Source organism: Vibrio sp. Y2-5, from assembly GCF_014596725.1.
GTDB lineage: Bacteria > Pseudomonadota > Gammaproteobacteria > Enterobacterales > Vibrionaceae > Vibrio.
The window spans coordinates 365,143-390,928 of the sequence record NZ_JACVEG010000003.1; the positions used below are offsets into that span (position 1 = coordinate 365,143).

Below are 25,786 nucleotides of genomic sequence, written 5' to 3' on the forward strand. Positions count from 1 at the left end.
CTTGTTTGTTATTCCAACTAGCGATTATGCTGCGTTACTTTGTGCTTCTTCGCGCAAAGTTTTTGCCGCTAACACCATGTTGATCAGCGACGCTTCCACTTCTTTCCAGTTACGCGTTTTCAGACCGCAATCAGGGTTTACCCATAGTCGTACTGCTGGGATCTTGGCAGACGCTTTACGCAATAAGCCTTCAATCCATTCTTGTGTTGGAATGTTTGGCGAGTGGATATCGTAAACACCCGGACCAATTTCGTTCGGATAATTGAACTCTTCGAACGCTTTCAAAAGTTCCATGTTCGAGCGAGAGGTTTCAATGGTAATCACATCTGCATCCAGCGCTGCCACTGAGTCAATGATTTCGTTAAATTCGCTGTAACACATGTGTGTATGAATCTGGGTATGCGATGTGGCGCTTGCCGCAGAGATTTTGAACGCTTCTACCGCCCAATCTAAGTATGCCTTGTGGTCACGTTTCTTCAGAGGCAAACCTTCGCGAATCGCCGGTTCATCAATCTGGATAATATTAATCCCTGCATCCTGTAAATCAGATACTTCGTCACGCAATGCCAGCGCCAGTTGCTGTGCGATTTCTTTGCGGCTGATATCTTCACGAGGGAAAGTCCAACATAAGATAGTAACCGGCCCTGTTAGCATTCCTTTCATCTTCTTATTCGTTAATGATTGAGCATAACTTGACCATTCCACAGTGATTGGTTTATCGCGTTCAATATCGGCAACCACAATCGCAGGCTTAACACAGCGAGAGCCGTAGCTTTGTACCCATCCAAACTGAGTGGTTTGGAAACCTGATAAGTTTTCAGCAAAGTATTCGACCATGTCGTTACGTTCTGCTTCACCATGTACCAATACATCCAGCCCCAGAGCCTCCTGACGCTTCACTGCATCAGCAATGTGACCTTTGAGCGCCGAGATATAATCCGCCTCCGGTATCGCACCTGTGCGAAAAGCGCTGCGTTGAGCACGGATCTCTCCAGTTTGCGGGAATGAGCCAATAGTTGTGGTCGGAAATAATGGTAAGCCCAACTGCTTAGCTTGTGTCACCGCACGTTGCTTGTACGGCTCACTGCGCTCCGCCAATGAAGCCGTGATAGCGTTAACCCTCGATTGCACTTGAGGCTTGTTTACATGCGTTGCGGTTTTTCTATCAACAATAGGCAGACTATAAGTGTCACAAGCCAGAATCGCTTCTTGGTTGCCATCTAATGCTCGTCCAAGTAGTGCGACTTCGGTGACTTTTTGCTTAGCAAACGCAAACCAGCTGCGTACTTCTGTTGAGAGATCCTGTTCGAGTTCTAAATTCACCGGGCTGTGAAGTAACGAGCATGAACTCGCAATCCAAAGGCGATCACCCAGCTTATCTTTTATTGGCTGCAATCTGTTACGCAGGTTGCCTAAATCTGCACGCCACACATTTCTGCCGTTGATAGCCCCCACAGACAACACCCACTGTTGTGGAAGCTTCTCTAGTACGCTATCTAGCTGTTGTGGCGCAGCTGAAATATCAATGTGAAGCCCGTTAACAGGCAGTGCAACAATTTTGTCTAACGTATCAATCACCGAATCAAAGTAGGTCGTTAGCAGCACTTTTACATCACCTTGCAGTACCTGATACGCCAGTTTAAATGCATCTTGCCATTGGCTTTCTAACTCCAGTGACAGTACTGGCTCATCGATTTGAACCCACTCTACCCCTTGTTTAGCCAATTTAGACAAAATGCTTTGATAAGCCGTTAGCAAACGTGAAAGCAATGTTAAACGATCAAAATTGTCTTCCACTTCTTTCCCCAAGTAGAGATAACTCACTGGTCCCAAAAGCACTGGTTTTACATTTGCACCTGTTTTCACCGCTTCATTGACTTCTTCAAATAGCTGCGGCCAGCTCACTTCAAACTTATCGTCAGAACTGAATTCAGGAACGATGTAGTGATAGTTAGTATTGAACCATTTGGTCATGTCCGATGCCGCACTGCCGCTACAACCACACGAATTTTGAGACTGACCACGTCCAACTCGGAAAAGAGTATCAAGATCTGGAAAGCTATCTTTGTTATGAGACAGATGATGACGAGCAGGAACATGTCCAAGCAGCAAGGTGGTGGTAAGAACATGGTCATACCATGCAAAATCTCCGGCTGTCGTAAAGCTTAAACCCGCTTCTTTTTGTAAAGCCCAGTTGTTATGGCGGATTTCACTCCCCACCGCTTTTAGCTCTTGCTGAGTGATATCACCACGCCAGTATTTCTCTAATGCAAATTTAAGTTCGCGTTTTTCGCCAATGCGTGGATAGCCCAAAATATGTGTAATAGTCGCCATATGATCGTTCCTTCTATTAATCTGAGGTTAGACAAAAAGATGTCTGGATGGCTAAACTATTACCCTAGCCGCTAATTGAAACAATCAACTAATATTCAACTTGTTTATTAAAAATATTCATGCGCGCTAAATCACTTCAGCAGCAAAGTAACAAACCAAACGACAAATGATGCTGAACCCCACTGTGCAAGCAGCCTTTCCTTTGCGACAAACAGACTAATCCTACATACAGCAAAATCCCCACGGACCTAAAATAGTGAGTTGAGTTTTAACCCCCATTTGAGTTTGAGTGATGAAAAAAATCCTGCTGACAGTCTTAGTTAGTTTATGTCTGGGCTTATTATTAAATGCGCTGCATCTAACAGTAATAACTGATGGCCTTGTTAAACAAAAAATACACGACTTCAATAACTTCATTTCTGTTTTTGATGCTGCGCGAGACAAACTGCATATTACGGGAAGCAATATCCAATCAGAATTAAGTAAAGAGCAGGATGCTTCCATCGTTGAAAAGCAAAATAGAGACGTAAAATATCTATTCGACGACAACAACATTGACCTTACGGATGTGATCACACTTGATGCTCTGACTCAGCTCTACAACAGCGCTCCAGAGTTTGTGAACAGCCAATATGTTAATGCGCTTAGCTACCTTTCATTCAACTCCAAATCGATCTTCTATAGTGTAAAACCGACTGGACGCTCGACTTATAAAGAAGAGATTAAATGTAGCACTTCTGAGTACTGTTCATTTCTTTACGACAACAGTAAATCCAGCACTGGCACCTACACTTATGACATTTTCGAGAATACAAAAGCAGGCGGGATAACTCTGACACTTTCTACCGCAATTACGCACAATGGTGAAAAAACGGGTAGCTTGATTTTAGATATCCCTGTCAAAGAAGCATTTAACACCAAAGTACTTATCGAGAAAAAATACGAGAACGGCAAGAACATCTATGTGTTCTCGACCACTAAGAATCCTCTTTTCAACTATCACGAAAATTACAATATCGACCAAAAGAACATTCTTAGGTTAAAAGTTTCGTATCTTGAGCTCTGGTTTAGCAAAGCCTACTTAACCGTCGTGTATTCACTGATCGCTTTCTGCATTATCTTTATGATCATTAACAAGCGTGATTTCGACAAAATGACCATGAACATGGTTGAACGAAAAGAAGCTTTTTACGATGACGGTACAAAAACCTACCGTTTTGAAATAACAAAGACACGCCATTTAGAAGATGTGGTTAACGGCAATGAAGTGAACTCTCTGATCCTAATTAAGTATGATTTGGATGAAGCCAAAGAACATAACGCTCATTTGGTTGCACAAAAATTCATGGTGGATACCGTTAGTTCTTTTATCCGAGCGAGCGACTATCTTATCAAGAATCCAAAACACGAAGATGAGTTGATCATGCTGCTGCCGAAATGTTCAACTGAGAACGCCACGAAGATCTTGAATAAGGTTTTCTACAACCTCAATGAAGAAACCTACTCAGATAAAAAACTGAAACTCAAAGCAACGCGTGTCATTGCCAACCTTCAAGACACGGCAAGTATTGATAACTTGCTGTCTATCGCTCAAAAAGAAGTGATTAAAGAAGGAAACGAGCGTTAACCACTTCCCACTTGTTTTCGAATACACAAAAGCTCTGCGATTGCAGAGCTTTTTTTATACCTCATATTCAAACTATACAACCTCACAGGAAATATCTGGTTGTTATTTGCTTCAAGGCTTTTCATTGAGGCCTGAGGTGCACTTTCATATCAACAGTATTGCCGAAATGAAAGAAGACTTTCTAATTATTCGTTGATACTGAGAAAGACAGTAGGTTGCACCATAACTCGCCTATCGCTCATCAATGCCGCTTGGATTTGTTGTATGTATTAGCAGTAAGGATTTGTGGTGATGGTTTCGTTTCACAGCTGTAATAACGACAAGCTAACGCCAGACACTCACCACGATGACAGCGCACGCTGTAAACACGCTGACGACACAGGGCACAGCGAGATAACGGTGGCTTTTCATTACAAATGTGCGTTTAGGAATGGAAATAACCATGCGGACCAACAGGTAGTTGTAGCCCAATAAGGATGCACCAATCATGAATATCCAAGAGGAATTCACATGCGCAGCAGTGGCGTAGATAACCGCCAGTAAATAATTAACTAAGGTCAGCCATGCAACCCAACGTTTTATTTGACGAAGTGTCGCATTACTGACCTTATGTATGCTTCTAAACAAGTATCAAAGCCTAATAAGATGTGGGTAGCTGATTGTCCCGAGCAGCTTTTGCAGCCTCTCTTTCCTGACGTTCAATAGTATCCATTACTTTTTTATCTGCTTCTTTGCCCGCAGATTCAATCTTCGGTAAGTTCTTATACACTTCGCTCAATTGTTTCTGTGCGCTGGTAGTAAGAACAAACACTTCTATGCGTCGGTTATCTGAGCTCTTAGGATCTTCGGGGTTGAGCGGCGCAGTGTCAGCCATACCGGATACTTGAAATATCTGATCATTAGAAACTCCACCTTGCGTCAAAAAGTAACGAGCTTGGTTGGCGCGGTTTGCCGACAGTTCCCAGTTGGTTGTTTTCGAACCTACATAACGACTTGCATCCGTATGACCAGTAATAACCATCGCGTTGGTAACACGTTTAAATACTGGCGCTAAGTGCAGTAACAAATCTTGGTAAAACGGCGTCATATTAGCGCCACCACGGTAGAACATCTGACCTTGATCTGAGTCACTGATCATGATTTTCAAACCCTGTGGAGTCACTGTAACTTGAACACTCCCCATACCTTGAATTTCTTCAATCTGCTCTTCAATCAGGCGGGCGAAAACTTCCAGCTCTTGCTGACTGTCTACTTCACCTTCAATCAGAGAAGTATCTTCGACACGATGCATGTCAGATTCATGATTTGAGGTCGCTATCTCTTGCAAAGCGATTGGGCTAACTGAGTTGCCCAAGCCATCGGCTTGCAATTGACCCGTCTGAAAATACTCCACCAGATCCTGACTATCTTCAGAGTCCATAACTGACAGAAGCCAAAGAATAAGAAACAGACACATCATTGAAATCATCAAGTCCGCCATGGCAACCTTCCAGCCACCATGAGTTAGGTCTGAACCTTTATTCTTTTTCTTCTTAATTATTGTTACACCAGCATTACTCATAACGGATTACCTTAGGCTTTCTAGTGTTTGCTCTAAGTCTGTAAAACTTGGCTTAACGTGGCTTTCAATGTGCTTACGACCAGCGTTGACACACATATGTGGAGACAGGTTTTGCAGATAGCCCGTGATGATAGAGCGAATGCAGTGAAGCGGCGCTACCTGTTCTTCAGCAATATCGTGCATTGATGCAGACAAAGGACCAAACATACAGTAACAACCGAAAATACCAGTAAAAGTACCAACCAGCGCGCCAGCAATACTCTGGCCGATGATAGTTACATCCGCATCCAAGTTCTGCATGGTTAAGATAATACCCATTACCGCCGCTAAGATACCGATACCTGGCATGGCTTCCGCAGTTGCATGAAGTTTGTTACCTGGCTTCTCATATTCTTCCATCAGCACTTCAATTTCTTCTTCTAGCGCCGCTTCTAACTCATGCGCCGAAATTTTAGAACTGATCACTTGGCGGAACGAATCGATAATGAAATTCAGCGTAATGGTGTCTTTCATGATCGCTGGATATTTAGTGAAGATGCTACTTGCTTCAGGGTTCTCAACGTGGGTATCTAGCGCTTTTAAGTTCTGCATTTTAACTACGTTGATCAACTCGAACATCAAAGAAAGCAATTCGTTGTAGTACTCTTTAGTATAAATACTCTTACCAACTGATTGCTTTATTTGAGATAGCATTAATTTCAGCGTTGATGATGAACACGAAATAATCAGCCCACCAAAAGATGCACCAAAAATAACTATAATTTCTGATACTTTAACCAATGCGCCTAATCTTCCGCCCCACATGACAAATGACACACCAATAACTGCTAATATCCCTACGAATGCCAATATTTGCTTCATTCTAAATTCTCTCCGCGCGAGATTTAATTACCTCGACACCTTTGTGTTTTAATCTGTGAACTTTAACTTCACTTATTTCTAGTGCGAGTGCGGTTTCCTGAGTACTTAATCCCATCACATACATTAAATACATGACACGCTGAACTTCCTCAGGTAATTTTTCCAACTCTTGTTGAATAAATAATGCCAGCTCTTCTTTATTATCGTCTTCTGTATTATCAACACTGTCATACAGCTCAATATCGTCACTTAATACAAGATCAGACATCGCATCTAGATATTCCTGCGCCGTAATATTAAGCACTTTACAAATTTCAGACTGTCTCGGAGTGCGACCAAGCTGCCCCATTAGAGCCGATTCAGCTTTCTTGATATTGTTTGCCAATGTTCGGTTATCACGACTCAAATAATCGCGAGAGCGAAGCTCATCTATGATGGCTCCGCGCATTCTTACCGTAACCGACTTAATGAAGTCTTCGTTGACGATATGGTCAAATTTACGCAGCTCAGTAACAAACGTTATCAAAGCCGTTTGACGCAGATCTTCTAATGTATCTTCGTCTACTGCTCCTCTGTATCGCTTCAGTGAACGATTGATCAAGGGCAGATTAGACTGAATGGCCGCAGACTCAATAGCATGCCTATGAGCTGTGGGCTGTAATTCCGTCTTTTGGTACGCTTGTTTACCTAGCAACATTTATTGATATACCGCTTTGGTGACTAAAACTTCCTTAACTCTCCACTGCTTTTCCTTTTTAAACATGTAATCCAAATCATCTTGAAGATTCAAAATGAACATTTCATCACGGAAATATTCAGCAGGCTTCAAACTAAATACTTTTAAAATTTGGTTTTTAATCTTAGGAATATGATTTTTCAGCTCTTCTTCATTATTTTCCGGTGTATATAGATAAAGATCTAGCAACAACAAACTTTGACGTTTTGAGAAGGTGATAGGAATTAACATTCCATGTAAAGGCACTTCAACCGTTGGTATATTCAAATCAAAGTTCTGAGGCGCATCTTTGATGACTTCTACTTTTTGTTGATCTGTAGACTCACCAGAAAATAGGCCACCAATATTGATACCTGCGAAACTTAAACCGATAATTGCGCCAACGGTTAATAATACGGATGCTAATACCGCAATTACAATTTTCATAATATTACGCTCTTGCTAATTCATTGTTATCGATGTCTTCTACTGCATCTAATTCAAGGCCTGCAGAATTATCTACAACCATAAATTCATCACTGGATACGAAATAGTCCTGCTCGGTGTTTTGTTGCTGATCACCAGAAACAGATACGTCGACATTTAAAAAGTTTTGCTCAACCAGCTCTGCTCTTAAGCGATCAGATGTCATCTGAATTGACTCTCGAGTTGTATTGGATGAAGCATTGATTTGAATATGAAGCTTGTCATTATCGAGTTTCACAACCAGCTCGATTTTCCCAAGATCTGGTGGATCTAAGCGAATGGTCGCTGTAGGTGTTTTTGCATTGATCTGCACACTGACTTTGTCTGCAATCGTTGCGCTTAAACGCTCACCTAACTCCTGCGCTGAAAGGGACTTATCCATAACCGCTCTAAACTGCAGGTTAGCATTAAGCTCACTGCGAGCAGATTGAGAGTGATTATTTAACAATGCATCAGCGGATACCGTTTGCTCTTTTACCGCAGCAACGTCAATCAATCTGCTATCTACGATGTTTTGTGCAACCAGCGAACTCGTTGCCAATTGATTAGTCGCAACTTGAGCGGTTGTCAGAGAGGCACTGGTGCTCATCACGTTTGAAACTGCTGATACGAGAGAGTCTTTCGCTGAAGAAGACGCAGATACTGAAGGTTCCTTTGTCGCGTTTGCTAAGTGTGTTGTTGCGACAGCGACAGCCGTCAATGCAGCAGCTTCGTCATTCATCTCCGCAGAAGCGTCGTCTGCTAGCGTTGAAACGAGATCAAGAGTGTCACCGGATTCAGCCTCCGCTGCACCTACACCTAACTCGAACTCTAAGGTTTCAGAGTCGGTTCCCAAAAGTAAAGCAGCAAAGCTCTGAGGCTTATTAGCGCTTGAACCGAATCCTTGCTTAGAATTCAGCACGGTGCCTTCTGCGAGTGTAGTTGTATCTGTAGAACTATGGCTTAAACCATTAATCATAATTATCGACTTAATTGCGTTTTTTGATAGGCAAAGTCTCTTGCCCTATTGTTCCCTAAACTATCCATTTCTACTTTGATGAGATCCCTTTCATTTTGAATAAACAAAGTTGCCTCTAGGTGAACCTGTTTGAGCTTTGCAAGCACGTCCAGGTTCTCCTCTGCTGTTTGGTCCACAGCGGGTAAATGCTTCTGCAACAGATTTACGCTGCGCTCGATGTTTTCAACGCTACGCTCATTAAGTGCACGTTGATAAAAAGCCAACAATTTGGTTAATTCTTGCTGATTCATAATCAAATTAGCTCAAAAGCTTCATCGCCCCTTCCCAACCTTCTCGTAAATCTGCGAGTGGTTGTTTCAGGTCTTTGATCACTTGAGTGTCTAAGTCTTTAGAACCTTTAAACACAGTGGCAATGCTGTGTTCATAAAGATTATGAATGTTTTCAATCAGTTCGTTAGGATTGTCCAAATCTAAAGAAGCATCTAAAGCCATCAGAATGTCGATGGCTTTTTGCGCTGCCTTTGATTTCTTAAGGAAATCCTTCTCTTCGATAGCAAACACAATCGTATCTAGCTCGATAGCTAAGCGGTCATGCAGCATACAAATCAGTTCAAAGGTGTTTGACACTGACGCATTAGCTTGAATCTGCACATTGCTATATGCCGCTTGTTGTTGATTACCTAATAACATTGTCTACCTTTAAGCAAATAGTGTTGAAATGGAGTTCATCGAATACATCATGTTATTCAAACTAGTAAACTGAGTAAGATAACGTCTGTAATACATTTCATACTTAGTATCGAGTTCATCTAACTTATCATTGACGCGCTCTTGTTGTAGAGAGTTACGATCCTTCTTCGTCTTTAGAGAGCCCGTGTTGTAATCCGCATATTTTTCAACGGTTGATTCCATAGTCTTGAACAGACCGCCTTCACCAACAAATATTGCGTCTAAATCATAAAGTTCAGAGGCCTCATCAAACTTCTCCGCATCGAGTTCCAACTCGCCCTCTTTGTTGAGCGATAGACCTACTTCGAACAAGCTGACGCCATTGTACGAGGTACGAATTAGGTTCTTCAGTTCACTAGTAATGCCACGAATTGAACCATCTGAAGCTAATACACCACGATCTTCTGTCTCACTACCTGAACGTGTTGCTTCATTTAGCACTTTCAGTGCTTCGTTATACGCAGCAACAAACTCGTTCAACGTTTCGATTGTGGCGGCACTATCAGGACCAATAGAGAAGTTTGTCGTATCATCGCCAGCTGCATTCGCTTTTGTGATAGTGATATCGACACCATTCACAACGTTTTCAAATGTGTTGCTACTGTTAGTCAGCTCAATACCTGAACCGTAATCACCCATCCAGATGATGGCATCACGCCCTTCTTTAATCACTTTTTGGTTAGCGGTTGTAAAAGCGTCTAGTTCTCCGCTATCTGCATGTGACGCCGTTACCGTAAACTGATTCTCAACACCGGTTTCCTCAGAGCTAAACAGCAGTTTCATGTCTCCGCTCGAACGCACTAACGAAGCGCTAACACCACCATCCATCGTTTTATTGAAGTAATTAACCATTTCCTGATAAGAGACATTGCCGTCGCCATCATCGTCAGCCTCTGCGCCCAGAGTGATTTCTTTGTCCACTCCGTCAAAATTCACGGCGAGCGTTGTTTTACCATCCGCAACCGCAAAGATGTCTGAGGTTTCTGTACCTGTCGCGTTAACTGCTATTTGGTGCGATGCTGCCGTCTGTTCTACAAAAATATCCATGTTGATATTTTTTGCGTAACCTGCAGCATTTACCGAGAAAAACTCTTCACTCGACTGAGTCACTGCACTTTGCGCGAGCGTACCTTTCGGCTTGGTAAACTTGTACAGGATGTTATCTAACGCATCCAAAGCATTATCGATTTTACCGAGCATGCTGTTTTGACTTTGCAGAGTACTCAACTGTGTTGAGTAACGGTTTTGAGCCGCATAAACCTCGTAATAAGCGAGTTGGTCAGCATATGCTGAGGCATCGATTTGCATAATTCTCTCCAAAAACGGCTCAACCGTTATGACAGATCTTTCTATTTATATGATAGGGCGTTAGCCAAAGTGGTAACATCTACCCCTGCTGATTCCTATGTAGGAATTAGCTTAGGATTGAAACCGCTACCTCTGGTGTTGTCTGCGTTCCCGCTAGCTGTTGAGCTCCATTAGGCTCGAGCATGGTACTTTTGGATGCAGTACTTGCTTGTTGCACACTTTGGCTATCAGCTGTTGAGTGCGAGGCATATGCATCTTGCAGTTGTGTATCAAGTTCAGCGCGAGTTTTTGCCAATTGGCTCATCAGTCCGGCATCGCCAGATAAATGCTGCTTCGCGATAGGTTTAGAATCTTCCGTTAACTCGATTTTGCTCAACGTTTCAGCAATAGATGATATTTCACTACTGTTGAACTTAACCTTTACTTCTTTTTCTTCGCCTGTAGCCAATGTTGAAAAACCAGAAGCTTCAGGTGTATGAGCGTCTTTCAGCTGTTTATTTAAGTCTTTTAGCTGAGCCCGTAACTGAGCGATTTTTTCGTTACCTTGTGCATCGTCTTGGTCAATCGCTTCATTTAGCTGTGAAGCTACGCTTTCCATTTCAGATAAAACGCTCTTAGTATTTTGCATATGAGCTAAAGTGTTTTGCGCTTCTTTCTGTTGGTAAGCAGGTAAATTCGAACGCTCTGCTAAACGATCGGCAATTTTGATGCTTGTTTGCTCGTTGTCATCGACAACCGCGTTTACACGTTCATCAATATTATTGACAGCGGTACTAGGCTTATTCACATCCGCAGTTACGGTATTCTGAGTCGTGAGATAAGCTTGATTATTAGTGGGGACAGAAATAATCATGATAATTTCCTTTTAAATGGTTAAATCAGCTTTTCTACACTTATTTATAACGACCTATTCAATAGCTTTATTTCGCTTAGATCATTCAAATCAATGGTTAAGGAATATTCCCACAAAAAAATGTAATAACTCTTAGCCAGCATTAGAAATATAAAAAAACCAGCGGCATGCGCTGGCTTTTACATTCAGAACTAATTTTAAATTAGCCTAGCATTGACATTGCTAGTTGTGGAATTGTCTTCGTTGCACTTAGCATTTGAGCACCAGATTGCATTAGCATTTGGTTCTTAGACATATTGCCTGACTCAGATGCGAAGTCTGTATCCATGATACGACCTTTAGACGCTTCTAGGTTCTCTGTCATGTTTGCTAGGTTGTTGATGTTGTGCTCTAGGTTGTTGATTTGAGCACCGAACGCCGCACGTGAAGCACCAACTTTGTTAATGAAGCCTTCTAGTGCTGTCATTGCTGATGTGCTGCCTGTTGCTGTTGCTAGAGACATTGAAGCGAAGCCACTTAACGCCGCGTTCAATGATGCTAGACCAGTGCTTACTGCAACGTTTGTTGTCTCTGCAGTGGTTGAACCTGTTTGGAATGTTACTGCACCTTGAGCAAAGATACCTGATGTTGCATCAAGCAGCTTTTGACCACCAAAGTTAGTGTTCTTAGAAATTTCACCCATTTGTGAAGCAAGTGCTTTGAACTCTGCGTCGATAGCTGCGCGGTCTTCTGCTGTGTTTGAACCGTTCGCTGATTGCGTTGCTAGATCGTTCATACGGTATGCGATGTTGGTCATCTCATCCATTGAAGATTCTGCTGTTTGCATCATTGAGATTGCGTCTTGAGAGTTACGTGATGCTACTGACATACCACGAGATTGAAGCTCTAGACGGTTAGCGATTTGAAGACCCGCTGCATCATCTGCTGCTGAGTTTACACGGTAACCTGTTGATAGACGCTCCATTGAAGTTGATAGCGCGTTGTTTGTGCTGTTTAGCGTGTTTTGAGTAACTAGGTTAGCGTAGTTAGTATGTAGTGAAATAGCCATAACATTTACCTCTTAGAAAATTCGGTTAGATACTTTTCGTATCCCTTTCACTTATTAGTTACGTCCGGGTGATTTTATTTATTTCAAAAAAAACGAAAATTAAAGTATTAACGGAATATTCCTACAGGAAAAATAATTAATCTTACAAGCACCGGCCAAAATAATAAAAACCAGCTATAAGGCTGGCTTTTATTATTGATATTAGAATGGCATTACTTAAACATATCGAACCTGACAGGATCTCCATAACTGCAATCACACTTCGCCTCTTTACCAAGAATGTCATCAAGATATTTAGGTGCAATTCCGTTGCCCGGTCGAATTGAACGGACATGGTCATGAGTGAATATTTCGCCTGCTTTTATGTCTTGAACTATATAAAGTGAACGTCTGAACTTTACGTTCCCTCGTTCAGACTCTGTTCTTTGATAATTGATTTGCCCTAATGACTGCCAAGCAGTTTTTGCGTCCCGACATAAATTTCGCAGCTCTTGAGGTTCTAATGAAAAACTATCATCGGGACCACCACCATTTCTATCCAGAGTAACGTGTTTCTCAATCACACATGCTCCCAGCGCAACCGACGTCACCGCAGTAGCGTTATCAATCGTATGATCTGAGAGGCCTGCGAGTACGCCAAAACGTGATTGCATATCTGAAATAGTGCGCAAATTATATTGCTCTGCTGGTGCTGGGTAACCACTCACACAATGCAGCACAACTAGTTCAGAGCAACCGTTTTGCGTTGCAACGTCAATAGCTTGTCTGATTTCTTCTTCATCAGCCATTCCCGTTGACATTATCATCGGCTTGCCAGTTTGGGCGACACGCCTAATAAGCGGTAAATCCACCAACTCAAAAGAAGCAATTTTATAAGCAGGAGCATCAAGTTCTTCTAACAAATCTACTGCTGTGAAATCAAAAGGAGAGCTAAAAATGGTAATACCTAATTCCGCGGCCTTTTCAAATAAGGGTTTATGCCATTCCCATGGCATATGTGCACCTCTATATAGTTCGTAGAGTGTTTGACCATCCCATAATCCACCCTGTATTTGAAAATCTTCCTTGTCCGATTTTATCGTGATCGTCTCGTGAGTATAGGTTTGTAGCTTGATAGCATCAGCGCCAGCCATCTTGGCTTCTTCCATTATTTGGAAGGCTCGTTGAATGTCACCATTATGATTCGCAGATAGTTCAGCAATAATATAAGGGGGGAAATCAGGACCTATTTTTCGTCCGTCTATCTCAATGTAAGAAGTCATAGAATGCTTAATTCCGAGGTTCGCGTATAAAAGTATCACTCGTCAATCTTCTATACTTGGCGTTTAAAAATAACTTCTGCGATGCTTGGTTGTCTTTCATAACGGTGGCTTTTATCACTAGGTCAGAATGACGAGTATCGACAAGCCTCAAAGCTTCGGTTGCAATACCTTTCCCATATCGAAAAGGGTCAATGAAAATAGATATCACATAGTCTTGACCACTTTTATCAAGTCGAACCACGCCTACTTTTGAGCCAGTAGATATCTCGCAGATCATGTAAAAGAAATCGTTGTGTGACTTTAGCTTTGCATTCATCCATGCCAAATGTTCTTCCCAACTAGGCACATCCGGATTCAGCGCAAAACGGCGAGTATTTGGATGACGTTGCCACTCATAGACAATAGGAATATCGTCTATGCTGGCGGGAACAAGCTTATATTGATTTTCACTCTGTTGAAGAGGATGACAAAGATTGATCATCGCTAAAACCACCCTATTTGCCCCTAAACCGTCGCAGATTCTTAAATTTGCATCTACGTACTGAGGCCAAGAGGTTGTAATCAGGGTTAGCTTATCCACTAATTCGCTATCTATTTCATTCAGTTGAACAACTAGAGCAGCTCCAGCCGCTTCTAACTGTATGGATGTCTCTCTTTGATTTTCCGCCAATGGAATAACGATACTTGGCAATCCGAGGCAAGCTCTTTCCCAACTCGTTGTTCCTGGAGCTCCAATGGCGCAGTCATGGTCTAACATCAGTTCAGCCATGTTATTGGAGAAATCCAGATGGGTGACGTTGGGGATTTGTTCGCACATAGTTTTCACTTGTTGGTAATGTGGCGATCTTGGGTTAAGCAAAACAGTGAAATTAGCCCTGTATGTACCAACAACTGCATTTATCACTTGAGAGGTCGCATTCGGCAAGTCCACCCCACCCATAGAGATCAGAATGCGCGGGATATTGTCACTCATCTTTCGACAAAAGGCCTGATTTCTGTATTTAACAAATTGTGGGGATAGCAGTGCGTACGAAGTACCAGTAAGAACTCGTTCACAGGTTGGGTAGTCGTTGCTTTTACGTCCAAGCGTTTGATCAATAACTAAATCAGCACTATGGCTCCTGCGTAAGTCATCCAAAGCAACCAGTTTACATTGCAAAGCCTCACGCACTTTATCTTGCCATACATGGTCTATAGCGTAGTGATCCGTCACAACAAGATCGGCATGATTAATATTCGATATAAAGTCCGCGGCATCTTGTTCTTGTGGCCGTTGTAACCAAGCAGAGTAGTCCGCGTCATGCTGGATTGCGATCGGATTTTCAGGTAGTGAAAGCTGTGAAATGGGAAATCCACGTTGTTCTATGATCGAAAACAGATTTCCTTCGAGAGGTAGGCAAGCAAAAATTACTTCATGCCCAAGGCTTTTTAGCGCATCGGCCAAAACCAAGCAACGCATGATGTGTCCACTTCCAATCCAAACAGACGCATCAGCCCTAATCACTACTCGCATATGATTCCTTAGATAATGAGAACAAAGCTTCCGCAAACACCCAATCTTCTAACGTATCAATATCTTGGACTCTGTGTCTGGGCAGAAGAACCACACGTGAGTGTTCAGAAAAAATGGCTTTTTTGGTCATGAATGCCTCTTTCTTTCCCCAGTAAAACTGTCCTGCATCATGATACGCTTCTTGCAAATCTTGTGAACGGACCATTTCATTTTCAGGAGAAAACATACTTACAGAGCCATTTTCAGACAGCTTTATCGCTCTTTGAATCGGAAAAGAATAGGTTGCTGCACTAAATACGAATTCAACATTCCCACTGTTTACTAATTTCTCATAGCCCTGTTTTAGGTCGCTTGCTGTAACAAATGGAGCCGTTGCATATATACAACATACATGGTCAATATGGTCTCCATTGCTTTCACACCAAGTGAGCGCATGATAAATAACGTCCATTGTTGTTGCATGGTCATCCGAAATCTCGGCAGGACGTATAAAAGGCGTTTGTGCACCGTATTGTCGAGCAATCTCGGCAATCTCTTCGTCATCAGTGGAAACAATCACTCTATCAAAGCAACCTGAATTTAAGGCGGCTTCTATTGAGTAGGCGATCATAGGTTTGCCGTGAAAAAGCTTAACATTCTTACGTGGTATACGTTTACTGCCACCACGAGCAGGAATAATCGCCAATTTCATAAGTTATCTTTTTGAACTTGGGATAATAGTACTTGAGATAAAACTTCAACCACCCGACCCTGCTGTTCGTTTGTCATACCGTGAAACATAGGCAGAGAAATCGCTTCTCGATAATATTGCTCAGATTCAGGAAAATCGCCGTTTCTAAAACCCATATTTTGGTAATAAGGCTGTGTGTGAACAGGTATATAGTGCAGATTCACTCCAATACCACTTGCCCTAAGCGCATCAAATACTTGCTTATGGGTCAAAGAGATGTCTGCAAGTTTTAAACGCACCACATATAGGTGCAATCCTGAATAGGTATTATCCAATTGGTGTGGAAGAACGAGCGGAAGATCGACCAAAAGCTGGTTGTATCGGCGAGCCAAACTATGCCGTGCTTTAATGAACGACTCTAGACGTTTCATTTGAGTGACACCTAATGCCGCCTGCAACTCAGTCATTCGGTAGTTGAAACCCAAATCAACTTGTTGGTAATACCAAGCACCGTGACTCTCTCCTTGCATGCATTCAATATCACGAGTAATACCATGACTTCGCAAAAGCGCCATTTTATCAGCAAGTTTTTTATCGTTGGTTACAGCCGCACCACCTTCGGCAGTGGTAATGATTTTCACCGGGTGAAAACTGAACACAGTGATATCGGAGTACTCACAATTCCCAATAGGCTTGTCATGATAGCGACCACCGATTGCGTGGGAAGCGTCTTCAATCACTTTAAATCCATATTCTTTGGCTAGTTTGTGAATCGCTTGCATATCACAAGGCTGGCCACATAAATGCACTGGTACAACGATTTTAGGTAACGTACCTTTTTGTTTGGCAACGATTAGCTTTTGCTCTAAAGCTTTCGGACACATGTTATAGGTCGATCGGTCAATATCGACAAAATCTACCTTTGCACCGCAATACAAGCCACAGTTAGCTGAAGCGACAAAAGTTATCGGAGAAGTCCAAAGCCAGTCACCTTCGCTAAGACCTAAAGCTAAGCATGCAATATGCAATGCAGAGGTTGCGCTATTGACCGCGGAGGCATACTTAGCACCAGTGTGTTGCTTCAGCGCGCTTTCAAACTCAGGAACCTTAGGCCCTTGAGTTAGAAAATCCGATGTCAAAACCTCAACAACCCCATCGATATCTTGTTGAGTAATTTCTTGCTTACCGTAAGGAATCACGTTCATCTCACACTGAAAAATTCGGGTCAACGTGCTTTACAACCAGTTCGCGCAGACTTTCTACGGTTTCCCACTCTGCATTAGTCCCGGAATTATATTTAAATCCAAAGGGCACTTTTTTAGCTTTGTGGTGAGCTAGATATTGCTCTTCTGAATACGTGAACGACACCGATGGCAAAATTGCGTAGTATTTCCCGAGATCGATAGTATTCAGAGAGTCGGTATCAGTGATCATCTCCTCATGCACTTTTTCTCCTGGGCGAATACCAACCATACGGATTTCACATTCAGGCGCGACGGCTTTGGCTACATCTAAAATTTTGTAAGACGGGATCTTAGGAATAAAGATCTCCCCACCAAGGTGGTGCTCAAGCGCGTACATCACCATATTCACGCCATCTTGAAGAGATATGTTGAAACGAGTCATCTCTTCATGAGTAATTGGGATAACGCCTTCTTCGCGCTTTTTCATGAAGAAAGGAATAACTGAACCACGTGAGCCCATAACGTTACCGTAACGGACAACACTGAAACGTATTTGTTTCGAGCCTTTGATATTGTTCGCGGCAGTGAACAACTTATCGGATGCGAGCTTTGTTGCACCGTATAAATTGATGGGCGCACAAGCTTTGTCTGTTGACAGTGCAACGACATCTTTAACGCCACACTGCAACGCAGCTTGGATAACATTTTCAGCACCATCAATATTGGTACGAATACACTCAGTTGGGTTGTATTCGGCAGTATCCACTTGCTTTATTGCAGCGGCGTGAATGATGACATCGACCCCTTCACAAGCTTGAATTAAACGATTCCCATCACGAACATCACCAATGAAAAAGCGCAATTGAGGATAGTCATATTGCGGATATTTTTGTTTTAGTTCGAATTGTTTTAGTTCATCACGAGAAAATACGATTATTTTTTTAACTTGTGGATACTGGGTCAAAATGGTTTTTATAAACTGCTTACCAAAAGAACCTGTTCCACCTGTAATTAATACGGACTTACCATTTAACATATTTATAAAGTCTCACGTCTGCATTGCTAAAAATAGTATTTATGTCCATATATTTCTTAGGCTTGATTCAAGGGAATCCTATTCGTTGAGAATCACTGCGCTATTATCATTGAGTTGATATAAAAAAAGTATTCTGTTAAAAACAAAGCTAACCACACCTACAAACAAATAGGATCAATCCTACACATGAAATAGTTGTGATAAAATTTTTCTTAGCAGCCACTGTCAAACATATCTACGTGAACATCTGTATTTTGGGGCTTACCGTTTTCGGCAACAAAATAATAAGCCACCATACAGTTAGCCTGTTTAACCGTGTAACCTTTAGGTATAAAGGCCATACCATAACCACTCCGTCCAGAAACGATATGGCGCAATGGTACCTGATCAACAACACATACGGATTCCGTGCACGTCTCATCTAAAAATGCGCTATTAGTGTATCCATTCCCCAAATAGGTAAACCCATTCGTCATTAACAATTCAAGTTTATTGGGCCAGATCTCTTGCGGGTAACCATAATATGTTCGAATTTGGACACCATCGACTTTTGTATAGGTATCATAGGTCTGATCCGTACCCTGAATTACAGATTTGAAGTAAACACCATCAATTACAAGCTGCAATGACGCTTTAATACCTTTCATTACGCTGGCTTTTGCATCGTCTTGTAAGTTCAGAAAACGCGGCGCAGCCGTCACACTTAGTATACCTAAGATAACAATGACGATAACCAACTCAATTAATGTGAAACCCTTTGCCGTTTTCATTTACTCGTTCTCAATCAGCACACCAAAATAAATGGAGAGCTTTTTTACTCTAAGAGCGTTTAAAAATCTTGCGGATTAGTTAAAGTCATCCAAGACTTACACCCAATTAAGCCTAAACAAACCTGTTGTCATCCATCATTCCTACTTATAGATATCTTCTTCTGTTAACAGCCATACAAATATAAAGTGACAGCGATATTTGTTTTCAAAAAACATCTTCTATATACGAACATACAATCAGAATTGTCTGATGGCTTTCCCTGCTCATAGAAATAAAATGTTAGGTCGTTTATCGATATTTCCCTTGCTACTAATAAGCACGGCGTCAGTCAGATTTAGTGTGGTTGATGATTGATATAAACCATTAAACATCAATACGAAGGTTTTATGAGTACAGAGTTTTATAACAGCAACATCGCAATATTGAAGCACCGATTCCCTAAATTAGCCGAAGCTATAGAGCAACATGATATCAGCCACCTCGAATTTGAAGTGGTCGAACGTCAGTTTGCCACATTGGCAGTCAATGGTATTCAATTAAGCAGCGCTTATGACCCTGTCGAAGAAGCGCTCGCCTATCGCAGTACCACTTCAGGAAACATTTACCATATGTGGGGATTTGGTATTGGTTCTGTGCCCGAAGTTCTGCTGAATGATAAGAACCTTAAAAAGATTCATATCTACATCTATAACCTTGATGTGATCAAGTTGGTGTTAACTCTAATGCCAAAACCGTGGTTGGATGATGAGAGGATAGCTCTGCATTATGTGCATAAAGATATGCCGAATAAGCTCAAAGCACTTGAGTGTTTATTTGTAAGCGACAGCTTCATCATCAATGCAGACTTGCACTTGTTAAAATACGCTAAGTTGGACTTAAGCTGGTTAGTTCATAGAATTGAAAATCGACTATTAACCGAAGTGGTTAACCGTTCACATACCAGCAAGGAAGGTTGGGAAAAGCTTAATAAGATAGATAAAAGCAACTACCCACTCCTAAAAAAAATGCCCGTCATCGATCACCTAATTGAGGGCAACCATTTTAAAGAAGTTCTCTGTGTCGGCGCTGGTCCTTCATTGGATGCGGAAATCGAAAAGGTTAAAGCGCTGGCACTCAAACCTAACCGTCCACTGTTCATGGCACCTTCTACAGCCTTAAATGCCCTGATCAAACACGGTTTAAAGCCAGACATTCTGTTTATCATGGATATGGGTGTAAAAGCGGAAAGTATTCCGTTTAGCAAGTTCGCTAAAACAGCGACTTTAATCGGGTCAAGCCGAATTCAGAAAGACATCTTTGAGCAATGGAAAGGTAAAAAATACTACTGCCACATGGTTGATGAAACCTTTGACGACATTAATGAGAGATTACCTTCAAAGTATCGTTTAAGTGTTATGGGTTCCGTCATTCATCCTATGACAAACCTAGCGATTTTATTTGGCGCGAAAACCATTCGCTTCGTCGGTTGTGACTTTGGTTTTCCCGGTGAAATCCAGCACGCATCTACTGTGGATAATTACGAAATAGACATGAGTGTCACTATAGAAAATGGGCATGGTGAGATCATTAAGTCCTCGCCGACCTATCGCCTATTTTGTTCTGGCATTGAAAACCTTATCGCTGCATCACCTCATGTTGACTACATCAACATGAGTCGCATTGGCGCTAAAATTATTGGTGCTCGTTATGAAGACGGGGAGAAATAAAGTGGAATCCTTTGATATAGAATCAAACTTGAAGCAATCTGCGGTTGCGTATTATCGACACGAATACAACTTGGCATCACTGTTGTTGAAAGGCTGTTTGCGTCGACTTTCTTTGCTTCCTCTCAACGCTGAGCAGGCTAACTACCTAAACAGCGCGATTGAAAAGATAAATGCCACAGTAAAAAGATGCGACTATACGGGCCTAGCTGACATTATTCACTTTGAATTAATCCAAGAGTTCCCAGATTTTAACTCTTTACTGAAAAGCGGCTCGGAACAATAAGACTTATTTTTGATTCCTAATAGTAGCTGTCAATTAGGTTGTTAGTTTTAACTAACCGCCTAATTGATACCATGCGTTCCACTATACACCTCTCATGCTAGCCTCTGCGGACAAATTCTCGCCGCTCCCTACAGGCATTATCAGAAATGTCTGATAGTTTGCATTCACCAATAAAAATAAAATGTCTGACCTTATTTTCTTATCTTTCATACTGCTTAGTAATGAAAGTGAACACTAACTAGTGAACCTAAGACATGTTAAAAGGCTTACAGATATTTAATTCTAAACTCGCGATACCACTCGTGCTGTTGATGATACTGGCGATGGTTATCTTACCGTTGCCGGCATTGCTGCTCGATGGTTTTTTCACTTTTAACATCATGCTGGCCATTGTGGTCTTGCTGGTCAGTAGTACTGTTAAGCGAATTCTCGACTTCTCCGTATTCCCTTCGTTGCTGTTAATTGCAACCTTACTTCGTCTCACGCTGAACGTTGCCTCTACTCGTATCGTACTTCTCGAAGGTCACAACGGTGGCGATGCTGCCGGTAAAGTTATTCAATCGTTCGGTGAAGTGGTTATCGGTGGTAGCTACGTCGTTGGTATCGTTGTATTCGTTATCTTGATGATCATTAACTTTGTGGTTATCACCAAGGGTGGCGAACGTATTTCAGAAGTATCGGCTCGATTTACCCTAGATGCTTTACCGGGTAAACAGATGGCGATTGATGCCGACTTAAACTCAGGCAACATCGACCAAGAACAAGCTCGTGCCCGCCGTAAAGAAGTGGGTGATGAAGCAGAGTTCTACGGCGCAATGGATGGTGCGAGTAAGTTCGTTCGTGGTGATGCTGTCGCAGGTTTGATGATACTGTTCATCAACTTGATTGGTGGTGTGCTGATCGGTATGTTCGAGCACGGTCTGACCGTTAGTGAAGCATTCCAAACCTACGCACTACTGACCATCGGTGACGGCCTTGTAGCTCAAATTCCATCGCTATTACTTGCTGTTTCAGCGGCAATCATCGTAACTCGTATCAGTGATAACGAGAACGACATGGCTGAGGTGATCAACAAGCAAATTCTTGCTTCGCCTTCAGTGTTATATATGACGGCTGGCGTGATGTTTATTATCGGTAGTGTACCGAACATGCCTCACCTCGCCTTCTATAGTTTCAGTGTTACCGTTGGTTTCGTCGCTTGGCGGCAAAGCAAAAAAGATGAAGGCGTAGATATCTCAAAAGCAGAGGTTGAAGCACCGTTAGAAAAAACATCTCTAAAAGATCACCCGCTAGATTGGTCTATCATTCCTGCCGTAGACGCCATTGCTTTGCGTCTCGGCTTCAAATTGGTTCCTCTCGTCACTAACAAAGAACAAAACTCGTTGTTAAAGAGTATTCGTGGTTGTCGAAAAACACTGAGTGAGCAAATTGGCTTTGTGATCCCAGAAGTCGTGATTCGTGATGACTTAGCACTGAAACCCGCCGAGTACGTTATTTTGGTCGATGGTGATGAAATTGAGCGCGGTGAAGTATATCCGGATATGCTGATGGCTGTAGGCCCAGGCGTTACTTCTGCCAACATAGATGGCACGCTTGGTGTTGACCCGGCTTATCGCCTACCTGCGCTTTGGGTTTCAAAAGAAGATAAAACCAAAGCGATTAACTTAGGCTTTCAGGTAATCGACATTCACGATGTGATTGCGACTCACGTGAGTAAAGTGTGTACTGAACATCTTGATGGCATCTTTAACTATGATGATGTGAAAGCACTGAACAAACGTCTGTCTTATGAACATCCAGAATTAGCTGAAAGCTTATCAAGTACCTTAACACCGAACTTGCAGATGATGGTGATTCGTCAGCTTCTGGCTGAGCAAGTGCCTATCATCAACATTCGTACGATAGCAAACACCTTGATTGAGAGTGGCGATAAGATTAAAGACCCTATCCTGCTTTCATCGAACATTCGTGTTGCGCTAAAGCGTACTATTTTGAACTTAGTGTCACCGTATTCTAAGTCGTTGAATGTGTTTACGTTGGGCGGGCAAGTTGAGCAAGACATTAAAGCAGGGATTACCTTGGCTCAACAAAATGACCCGAACACCCCGCTCGATGGCGTTCCGCTTGCACCTGAGCTGCTACAGAAGTTCCAGAACCGTATGCCTTCCATTGTGCAAACAATGCAGGCACAAGGTATGACACCGGTATTGTTAGTGACACCAATGGCTCGTCCAATTGTCAGCAAGCTGGCTCGTGCATTTGCCAAAGGTTTGATTATTCTGTCATTTAACGAAATCCCTAACGAATATCAAATCAATCCGTTAGGTCAAATCGACTAACCGCAATGTTTCAACATGCAAAAGGCTTCTCAATTGAGAAGCCTTTTTATATCTATGAATATGGAACAGTAACTAGTTTTGCTCTACTCTGTTTTCGCCAGTGACGGTAACGCTCAGCTCTCTGCCGGACTCTGAGTTCATAACGCGAATTCGGTCGCCAACCATACCGTCTTCCAAAGCTACGCCTTGCGTTTCTAGTGAAAAGCTATCTGAATGAAGTGAAATAATGACATGATGACCTTTGGTCGCCGCGTATTCCAACTCTACATAGCGACGAGTAAGAACCTGATTCGCCTTTGCTGAACGTCTGAGTTTCGTTCCCACCACATCTTCAATGTGCTGATAGACGGTGCCTTTGAGACTGAGCGTCTCCACATTCAGTTTTACATCGCTGGCTTCGATTCTATGCCCTTTGCGTAAAGGGCTTTTAGTACTTACAACCTTGGTATCTACGCTGACATTTGTCACCGCTTTAATTCGCCAGTTATTACCACACTTTACCCACCAGGTTTCAGAACCCAGATAATTTCCCATTGCTTTATCTGAAAACAAGGGTTGTTCACAAGCAGGAAGATTATTTACAGCACTGGCGATACGGAAATTAATTTGCAGGTTTTGCAAAGCAGGAAACTGCCCAGTAACGGCAGCTTCGATTCTTTGAGACAGATAAGATTCTATTTGAAGTTGTGCTGAGTCTGCCCATGCGGGAGCAGAGGCAAACAGAAGAGATAGAGGGAGTAGTGAATTACGCATTCACCTCAACTCGCAGAGATTCAACCGCATCTTGAATAACCTGCTGCTGCTGTATCACTAATCGAGTATGTAACTCAGTTTTGTTTTGACACTCTAAGACTAGCTCGTGGAGTTCATCCGTCGCTTTTTTAATTGTCTCTTGAGCTTTGCCACTCATTCTATGAACAAGTTCAGTGGCATAACGGTTGTGATTACAACCTAATTTGCCTGCCAGTTCTTTACGTTCAAAGTGCAACTTACGCAGGGACTCACTCAGATCCGTCGCTTTCTGGTTATATTCGCTCACCTTCTCGTGATCGAATTTCAGACTGAATTGACGGATATCATCCAGCGTAGCAGATAATGTTTTAGCGATTTTCGCGCTTTCAACCGTTGCTTGAAAGTATAACTTTAGCAGTTCTTTTTTATCCATTATCGTAAGTTAGCTAAAACCTGAGCCAACTCTCCCATATCAAATTTGATGCTACCATCGGCAATCTGTGATTTGATGTCAGCCACACGAGCCAAATCAACGTCATCCATTGCCTTTAATGATGCACTACCTTCCGCAATGATATTTTGTTCGTGCATATTGATGTCTACTTGCTGTTTAGCCGGAGCAACCGTTTGTGCTTTATTCAGGTCAGCAGTACGTGAAACGTTCTGTACGTCTTGGACACTGTATAACGCGCTGTTATTGTCAATTTTCATGGTTGGCTCCTACCTATCTGTAATCTCTTCAATAATACATTACGGCAATGTTTTAAGTTTTATTTCACTTTTTTATTAAAGAAACGACATTTTCTCTGTTCGGCCCGACATAGTGCTTTTGAATGGCCTTTAATGCGGAAGTACCATTCATTACAAACATCGCTTTTATGTTCTGCCCGAGATCATCCGAAGCTTTATGACAGTAGCCAATCAGTTTATCCGCAAGATGACTTTGTGAGTTGAGTATTTCCTGTGCGTGGCTGTGCATCTCATTTACACGGGCGATGACACGCTCAATCGCATCCAAAGCATCACTTGCTCTGATATCAAGCATAGTGATCATTTCCACGGTTGGATAACGCGTCAGTGCGCTGACCGTAATTGGGTTACCTTCTGGGTAACGCCCACCCTGACCAGAAATAAAAATCTTAAGATCCCATTTACGCCACATCTGGTCCGGCATAGCGATAATCAAACCATTCTCTTCATCTCGGCGTAATCGCATTTGACCCAAGGAAAACATGACCGAAAACTGTTCAAACAGACCTTGGTCAGATTCAACACGATCGAATGCTAAAGGAATCATTTTGTTGTTGATGTAGAGCGTAACCAGCTCGTTGGTCAGACGTTCGCGCACAAAATCCAGACCAGGGACATAAAAATCAATCTCAGCAATGTTGGTCGTGACCGGAGCAAAAGACGAATCAATGATGTGTCGCCCAAAATGCTGGCTATTCACCGCGTTCATAATTTCACGCTTGTGAATATCAACATTGTTCAGGTCAGCCGCACTCTCGGCGCCCTTAGAAACCAATCGCTTAATTTCTACTGCTGAGCGCGCAATCTTTTTCAACTGCTCTACAGCCAACATCAAACCATTCACAGTACGATGAGTATCCGCTAACTCTGCAATTAACCTTGGGCGTTCTTTCAAACGACTCAAAGCATGCTGAGACAACATGTTTGCCGAAGAAACCCTATTAATTGAACTGGCTTTTTCTGTTTTTGATAGACGCCCAGCCACTACGCTTGCTGTGGTTTGCCCGCGTAGAGGAGAGGTAGAAGTCGAGTTAGATATTGTCTGTGAGCGCACTAAAAC

General features: G+C 42.3%; 26 protein-coding genes. 4 read left to right on the forward strand and 22 right to left on the reverse strand.

Features of this window, described 5'->3' with window-relative positions; genetic code table 11:
* Positions 1 to 24 precede the first annotated feature (24 nt).
* Positions 25 to 2,334, reverse strand: a complete 2,310-nt coding sequence (gene metE, locus HUO09_RS11070) for a 5-methyltetrahydropteroyltriglutamate--homocysteine S-methyltransferase (protein ID WP_188234018.1) — start codon at positions 2,332 to 2,334, stop codon at positions 25 to 27.
* 289 nt (positions 2,335 to 2,623) lie between these two features.
* Here metE and HUO09_RS11075 point away from each other — a divergent pair, with 289 nt between their 5' ends.
* Positions 2,624 to 3,961 (forward strand): hypothetical protein, encoded by a 1,338-nt coding sequence (locus tag HUO09_RS11075; protein WP_188234019.1) that lies wholly within the window; start codon positions 2,624 to 2,626, stop codon positions 3,959 to 3,961.
* Positions 3,962 to 4,285: 324 nt separating this feature from the next.
* Here HUO09_RS11075 and HUO09_RS11080 read toward each other — a convergent pair whose 3' ends face one another.
* The 17 genes from HUO09_RS11080 to HUO09_RS22555 all read right to left on the reverse strand — a co-directional run bounded on the left by HUO09_RS11080 (position 4,286) and on the right by HUO09_RS22555 (position 18,915).
* Positions 4,286 to 4,588, reverse strand: a complete 303-nt coding sequence (locus HUO09_RS11080; RefSeq protein ID WP_188234020.1) for a hypothetical protein — start codon at positions 4,586 to 4,588, stop codon at positions 4,286 to 4,288.
* A gap of 10 nt (positions 4,589 to 4,598) precedes the next feature.
* Entirely contained in the window at positions 4,599 to 5,522 is a 924-nt protein-coding gene (locus HUO09_RS11085) for an OmpA family protein (protein WP_188234021.1), read from the reverse strand.
* A 6-nt stretch (positions 5,523 to 5,528) separates the two neighbouring features.
* The gene (gene motA, locus HUO09_RS11090) at positions 5,529 to 6,383 is read right to left on the reverse strand and encodes a flagellar motor stator protein MotA (RefSeq protein ID WP_188234022.1); all 855 of its coding nucleotides are present in this window, start codon (positions 6,381 to 6,383) and stop codon (positions 5,529 to 5,531) included.
* 1 nt (position 6,384) lies between these two features.
* The gene (locus HUO09_RS11095) at positions 6,385 to 7,080 is read right to left on the reverse strand and encodes a sigma-70 family RNA polymerase sigma factor (protein WP_188234023.1); all 696 of its coding nucleotides are present in this window, start codon (positions 7,078 to 7,080) and stop codon (positions 6,385 to 6,387) included.
* Positions 7,081 to 7,545, reverse strand: coding sequence for a flagellar basal body-associated FliL family protein (locus HUO09_RS11100; protein ID WP_188234024.1), 465 nt, complete (start codon positions 7,543 to 7,545; stop codon positions 7,081 to 7,083).
* A 4-nt stretch (positions 7,546 to 7,549) separates the two neighbouring features.
* On the reverse strand, positions 7,550 to 8,542 hold the full coding sequence (locus tag HUO09_RS11105; RefSeq protein WP_188234025.1) for a flagellar hook-length control protein FliK: 993 nt from the start codon (positions 8,540 to 8,542) through the stop codon (positions 7,550 to 7,552).
* Positions 8,543 to 8,544: 2 nt separating this feature from the next.
* Complete coding sequence (locus HUO09_RS11110; RefSeq protein ID WP_167413261.1) at positions 8,545 to 8,832, reverse strand: hypothetical protein; 288 nt, start codon at positions 8,830 to 8,832, stop codon at positions 8,545 to 8,547.
* 7 nt (positions 8,833 to 8,839) lie between these two features.
* Positions 8,840 to 9,232 carry a flagellar protein FliS gene (locus HUO09_RS11115; RefSeq protein WP_167413262.1) on the reverse strand — a complete coding sequence of 131 codons (393 nt, stop codon included), beginning with the start codon at positions 9,230 to 9,232 and terminating at the stop codon, positions 8,840 to 8,842.
* 9 nt (positions 9,233 to 9,241) lie between these two features.
* On the reverse strand, positions 9,242 to 10,579 hold the full coding sequence (fliD, locus tag HUO09_RS11120; RefSeq protein WP_188234026.1) for a flagellar filament capping protein FliD: 1,338 nt from the start codon (positions 10,577 to 10,579) through the stop codon (positions 9,242 to 9,244).
* Between the two features lie 106 nt (positions 10,580 to 10,685).
* Positions 10,686 to 11,432: a hypothetical protein gene (locus HUO09_RS11125; protein ID WP_188234027.1), complete on the reverse strand. Its 747-nt coding sequence runs from the start codon at positions 11,430 to 11,432 to the stop codon at positions 10,686 to 10,688.
* A 202-nt stretch (positions 11,433 to 11,634) separates the two neighbouring features.
* The gene (gene lafA, locus HUO09_RS11130) at positions 11,635 to 12,480 is read right to left on the reverse strand and encodes a lateral flagellin LafA (protein WP_188234028.1); all 846 of its coding nucleotides are present in this window, start codon (positions 12,478 to 12,480) and stop codon (positions 11,635 to 11,637) included.
* A 212-nt stretch (positions 12,481 to 12,692) separates the two neighbouring features.
* Positions 12,693 to 13,742 carry a pseudaminic acid synthase gene (pseI, locus tag HUO09_RS11135; protein WP_188234029.1) on the reverse strand — a complete coding sequence of 350 codons (1,050 nt, stop codon included), beginning with the start codon at positions 13,740 to 13,742 and terminating at the stop codon, positions 12,693 to 12,695.
* 7 nt (positions 13,743 to 13,749) lie between these two features.
* Entirely contained in the window at positions 13,750 to 15,255 is a 1,506-nt protein-coding gene (gene pseG / locus HUO09_RS11140) for a UDP-2,4-diacetamido-2,4,6-trideoxy-beta-L-altropyranose hydrolase (protein WP_188234030.1), read from the reverse strand.
* Positions 15,239 to 15,946 carry a pseudaminic acid cytidylyltransferase gene (pseF, locus tag HUO09_RS11145; protein WP_188234031.1) on the reverse strand — a complete coding sequence of 236 codons (708 nt, stop codon included), beginning with the start codon at positions 15,944 to 15,946 and terminating at the stop codon, positions 15,239 to 15,241. Before pseF ends, pseG begins: the two co-directional genes overlap by 17 nt.
* Positions 15,943 to 17,130: a UDP-4-amino-4,6-dideoxy-N-acetyl-beta-L-altrosamine transaminase gene (pseC, locus tag HUO09_RS11150; protein ID WP_188234032.1), complete on the reverse strand. Its 1,188-nt coding sequence runs from the start codon at positions 17,128 to 17,130 to the stop codon at positions 15,943 to 15,945. Before pseC ends, pseF begins: the two co-directional genes overlap by 4 nt.
* A 1-nt stretch (position 17,131) precedes the next feature.
* The gene (gene pseB, locus HUO09_RS11155) at positions 17,132 to 18,145 is read right to left on the reverse strand and encodes a UDP-N-acetylglucosamine 4,6-dehydratase (inverting) (protein WP_188234033.1); all 1,014 of its coding nucleotides are present in this window, start codon (positions 18,143 to 18,145) and stop codon (positions 17,132 to 17,134) included.
* A 212-nt stretch (positions 18,146 to 18,357) separates the two neighbouring features.
* The gene (locus HUO09_RS22555) at positions 18,358 to 18,915 is read right to left on the reverse strand and encodes a type II secretion system protein (RefSeq protein WP_188234034.1); all 558 of its coding nucleotides are present in this window, start codon (positions 18,913 to 18,915) and stop codon (positions 18,358 to 18,360) included.
* Positions 18,916 to 19,302: 387 nt separating this feature from the next.
* Here HUO09_RS22555 and HUO09_RS11165 point away from each other — a divergent pair, with 387 nt between their 5' ends.
* The 3 genes from HUO09_RS11165 (at position 19,303) to HUO09_RS11175 (ending at position 23,244) form a co-directional block, all read left to right on the forward strand.
* Complete coding sequence (locus tag HUO09_RS11165; protein ID WP_188234035.1) at positions 19,303 to 20,622, forward strand: 6-hydroxymethylpterin diphosphokinase MptE-like protein; 1,320 nt, start codon at positions 19,303 to 19,305, stop codon at positions 20,620 to 20,622.
* Positions 20,603 to 20,905 carry a hypothetical protein gene (locus HUO09_RS11170; protein WP_188234036.1) on the forward strand — a complete coding sequence of 101 codons (303 nt, stop codon included), beginning with the start codon at positions 20,603 to 20,605 and terminating at the stop codon, positions 20,903 to 20,905. Before HUO09_RS11165 ends, HUO09_RS11170 begins: the two co-directional genes overlap by 20 nt.
* A gap of 254 nt (positions 20,906 to 21,159) precedes the next feature.
* Positions 21,160 to 23,244, forward strand: coding sequence for a flagellar biosynthesis protein FlhA (locus HUO09_RS11175; protein ID WP_188234037.1), 2,085 nt, complete (start codon positions 21,160 to 21,162; stop codon positions 23,242 to 23,244).
* Between the two features lie 72 nt (positions 23,245 to 23,316).
* On the opposite strand, the gene flgA is transcribed toward HUO09_RS11175, so the two are convergent.
* From flgA to HUO09_RS11195, 4 genes are all read right to left on the reverse strand, one after another.
* The gene (gene flgA / locus HUO09_RS11180) at positions 23,317 to 23,997 is read right to left on the reverse strand and encodes a flagellar basal body P-ring formation chaperone FlgA (protein ID WP_188234038.1); all 681 of its coding nucleotides are present in this window, start codon (positions 23,995 to 23,997) and stop codon (positions 23,317 to 23,319) included.
* Positions 23,990 to 24,409 carry an ATPase gene (locus HUO09_RS11185; protein ID WP_102962634.1) on the reverse strand — a complete coding sequence of 140 codons (420 nt, stop codon included), beginning with the start codon at positions 24,407 to 24,409 and terminating at the stop codon, positions 23,990 to 23,992. Before HUO09_RS11185 ends, flgA begins: the two co-directional genes overlap by 8 nt.
* Positions 24,409 to 24,687 (reverse strand): flagellar biosynthesis anti-sigma factor FlgM, encoded by a 279-nt coding sequence (flgM, locus tag HUO09_RS11190; protein ID WP_167413271.1) that lies wholly within the window; start codon positions 24,685 to 24,687, stop codon positions 24,409 to 24,411. Before flgM ends, HUO09_RS11185 begins: the two co-directional genes overlap by 1 nt.
* Positions 24,688 to 24,751: 64 nt before the next feature.
* Positions 24,752 to 25,780 (reverse strand): hypothetical protein, encoded by a 1,029-nt coding sequence (locus HUO09_RS11195; protein WP_188234039.1) that lies wholly within the window; start codon positions 25,778 to 25,780, stop codon positions 24,752 to 24,754.
* Positions 25,781 to 25,786: the final 6 nt, after the last annotated feature.

Bases quoted from the DNA above. Each gene is read 5' to 3' on its own strand.
- metE (WP_188234018.1), bottom strand. From the start codon at position 2,334: ATGGCGACTATTACACATATTTTGGGCTATCCACGCATTGGCGAAAAA.
- HUO09_RS11085 (WP_188234021.1), bottom strand. From the start codon at position 5,522: ATGAGTAATGCTGGTGTAACAATAATTAAGAAGAAAAAGAATAAAGGT.
- motA (WP_188234022.1), bottom strand. From the start codon at position 6,383: ATGAAGCAAATATTGGCATTCGTAGGGATATTAGCAGTTATTGGTGTG.
- HUO09_RS11095 (WP_188234023.1), bottom strand. From the start codon at position 7,080: ATGTTGCTAGGTAAACAAGCGTACCAAAAGACGGAATTACAGCCCACA.
- HUO09_RS11100 (WP_188234024.1), bottom strand. From the start codon at position 7,545: ATGAAAATTGTAATTGCGGTATTAGCATCCGTATTATTAACCGTTGGC.
- HUO09_RS11105 (WP_188234025.1), bottom strand. From the start codon at position 8,542: ATGATTAATGGTTTAAGCCATAGTTCTACAGATACAACTACACTCGCA.
- HUO09_RS11110 (WP_167413261.1), bottom strand. From the start codon at position 8,832: ATGAATCAGCAAGAATTAACCAAATTGTTGGCTTTTTATCAACGTGCA.
- HUO09_RS11115 (WP_167413262.1), bottom strand. From the start codon at position 9,232: ATGTTATTAGGTAATCAACAACAAGCGGCATATAGCAATGTGCAGATT.
- fliD (WP_188234026.1), bottom strand. From the start codon at position 10,579: ATGCAAATCGATGCCTCAGCATATGCTGACCAACTCGCTTATTACGAG.
- HUO09_RS11125 (WP_188234027.1), bottom strand. From the start codon at position 11,432: ATGATTATTTCTGTCCCCACTAATAATCAAGCTTATCTCACGACTCAG.
- lafA (WP_188234028.1), bottom strand. From the start codon at position 12,480: ATGGCTATTTCACTACATACTAACTACGCTAACCTAGTTACTCAAAAC.
- pseI (WP_188234029.1), bottom strand. From the start codon at position 13,742: ATGACTTCTTACATTGAGATAGACGGACGAAAAATAGGTCCTGATTTC.
- pseG (WP_188234030.1), bottom strand. From the start codon at position 15,255: ATGCGAGTAGTGATTAGGGCTGATGCGTCTGTTTGGATTGGAAGTGGA.
- pseF (WP_188234031.1), bottom strand. From the start codon at position 15,946: ATGAAATTGGCGATTATTCCTGCTCGTGGTGGCAGTAAACGTATACCA.
- pseC (WP_188234032.1), bottom strand. From the start codon at position 17,130: ATGAACGTGATTCCTTACGGTAAGCAAGAAATTACTCAACAAGATATC.
- pseB (WP_188234033.1), bottom strand. From the start codon at position 18,145: ATGTTAAATGGTAAGTCCGTATTAATTACAGGTGGAACAGGTTCTTTT.
- HUO09_RS22555 (WP_188234034.1), bottom strand. From the start codon at position 18,915: ATGAAAACGGCAAAGGGTTTCACATTAATTGAGTTGGTTATCGTCATT.
- HUO09_RS11165 (WP_188234035.1), top strand. From the start codon at position 19,303: ATGAGTACAGAGTTTTATAACAGCAACATCGCAATATTGAAGCACCGA.
- HUO09_RS11170 (WP_188234036.1), top strand. From the start codon at position 20,603: ATGAAGACGGGGAGAAATAAAGTGGAATCCTTTGATATAGAATCAAAC.
- HUO09_RS11175 (WP_188234037.1), top strand. From the start codon at position 21,160: ATGTTAAAAGGCTTACAGATATTTAATTCTAAACTCGCGATACCACTC.
- flgA (WP_188234038.1), bottom strand. From the start codon at position 23,997: ATGCGTAATTCACTACTCCCTCTATCTCTTCTGTTTGCCTCTGCTCCC.
- HUO09_RS11185 (WP_102962634.1), bottom strand. From the start codon at position 24,409: ATGGATAAAAAAGAACTGCTAAAGTTATACTTTCAAGCAACGGTTGAA.
- flgM (WP_167413271.1), bottom strand. From the start codon at position 24,687: ATGAAAATTGACAATAACAGCGCGTTATACAGTGTCCAAGACGTACAG.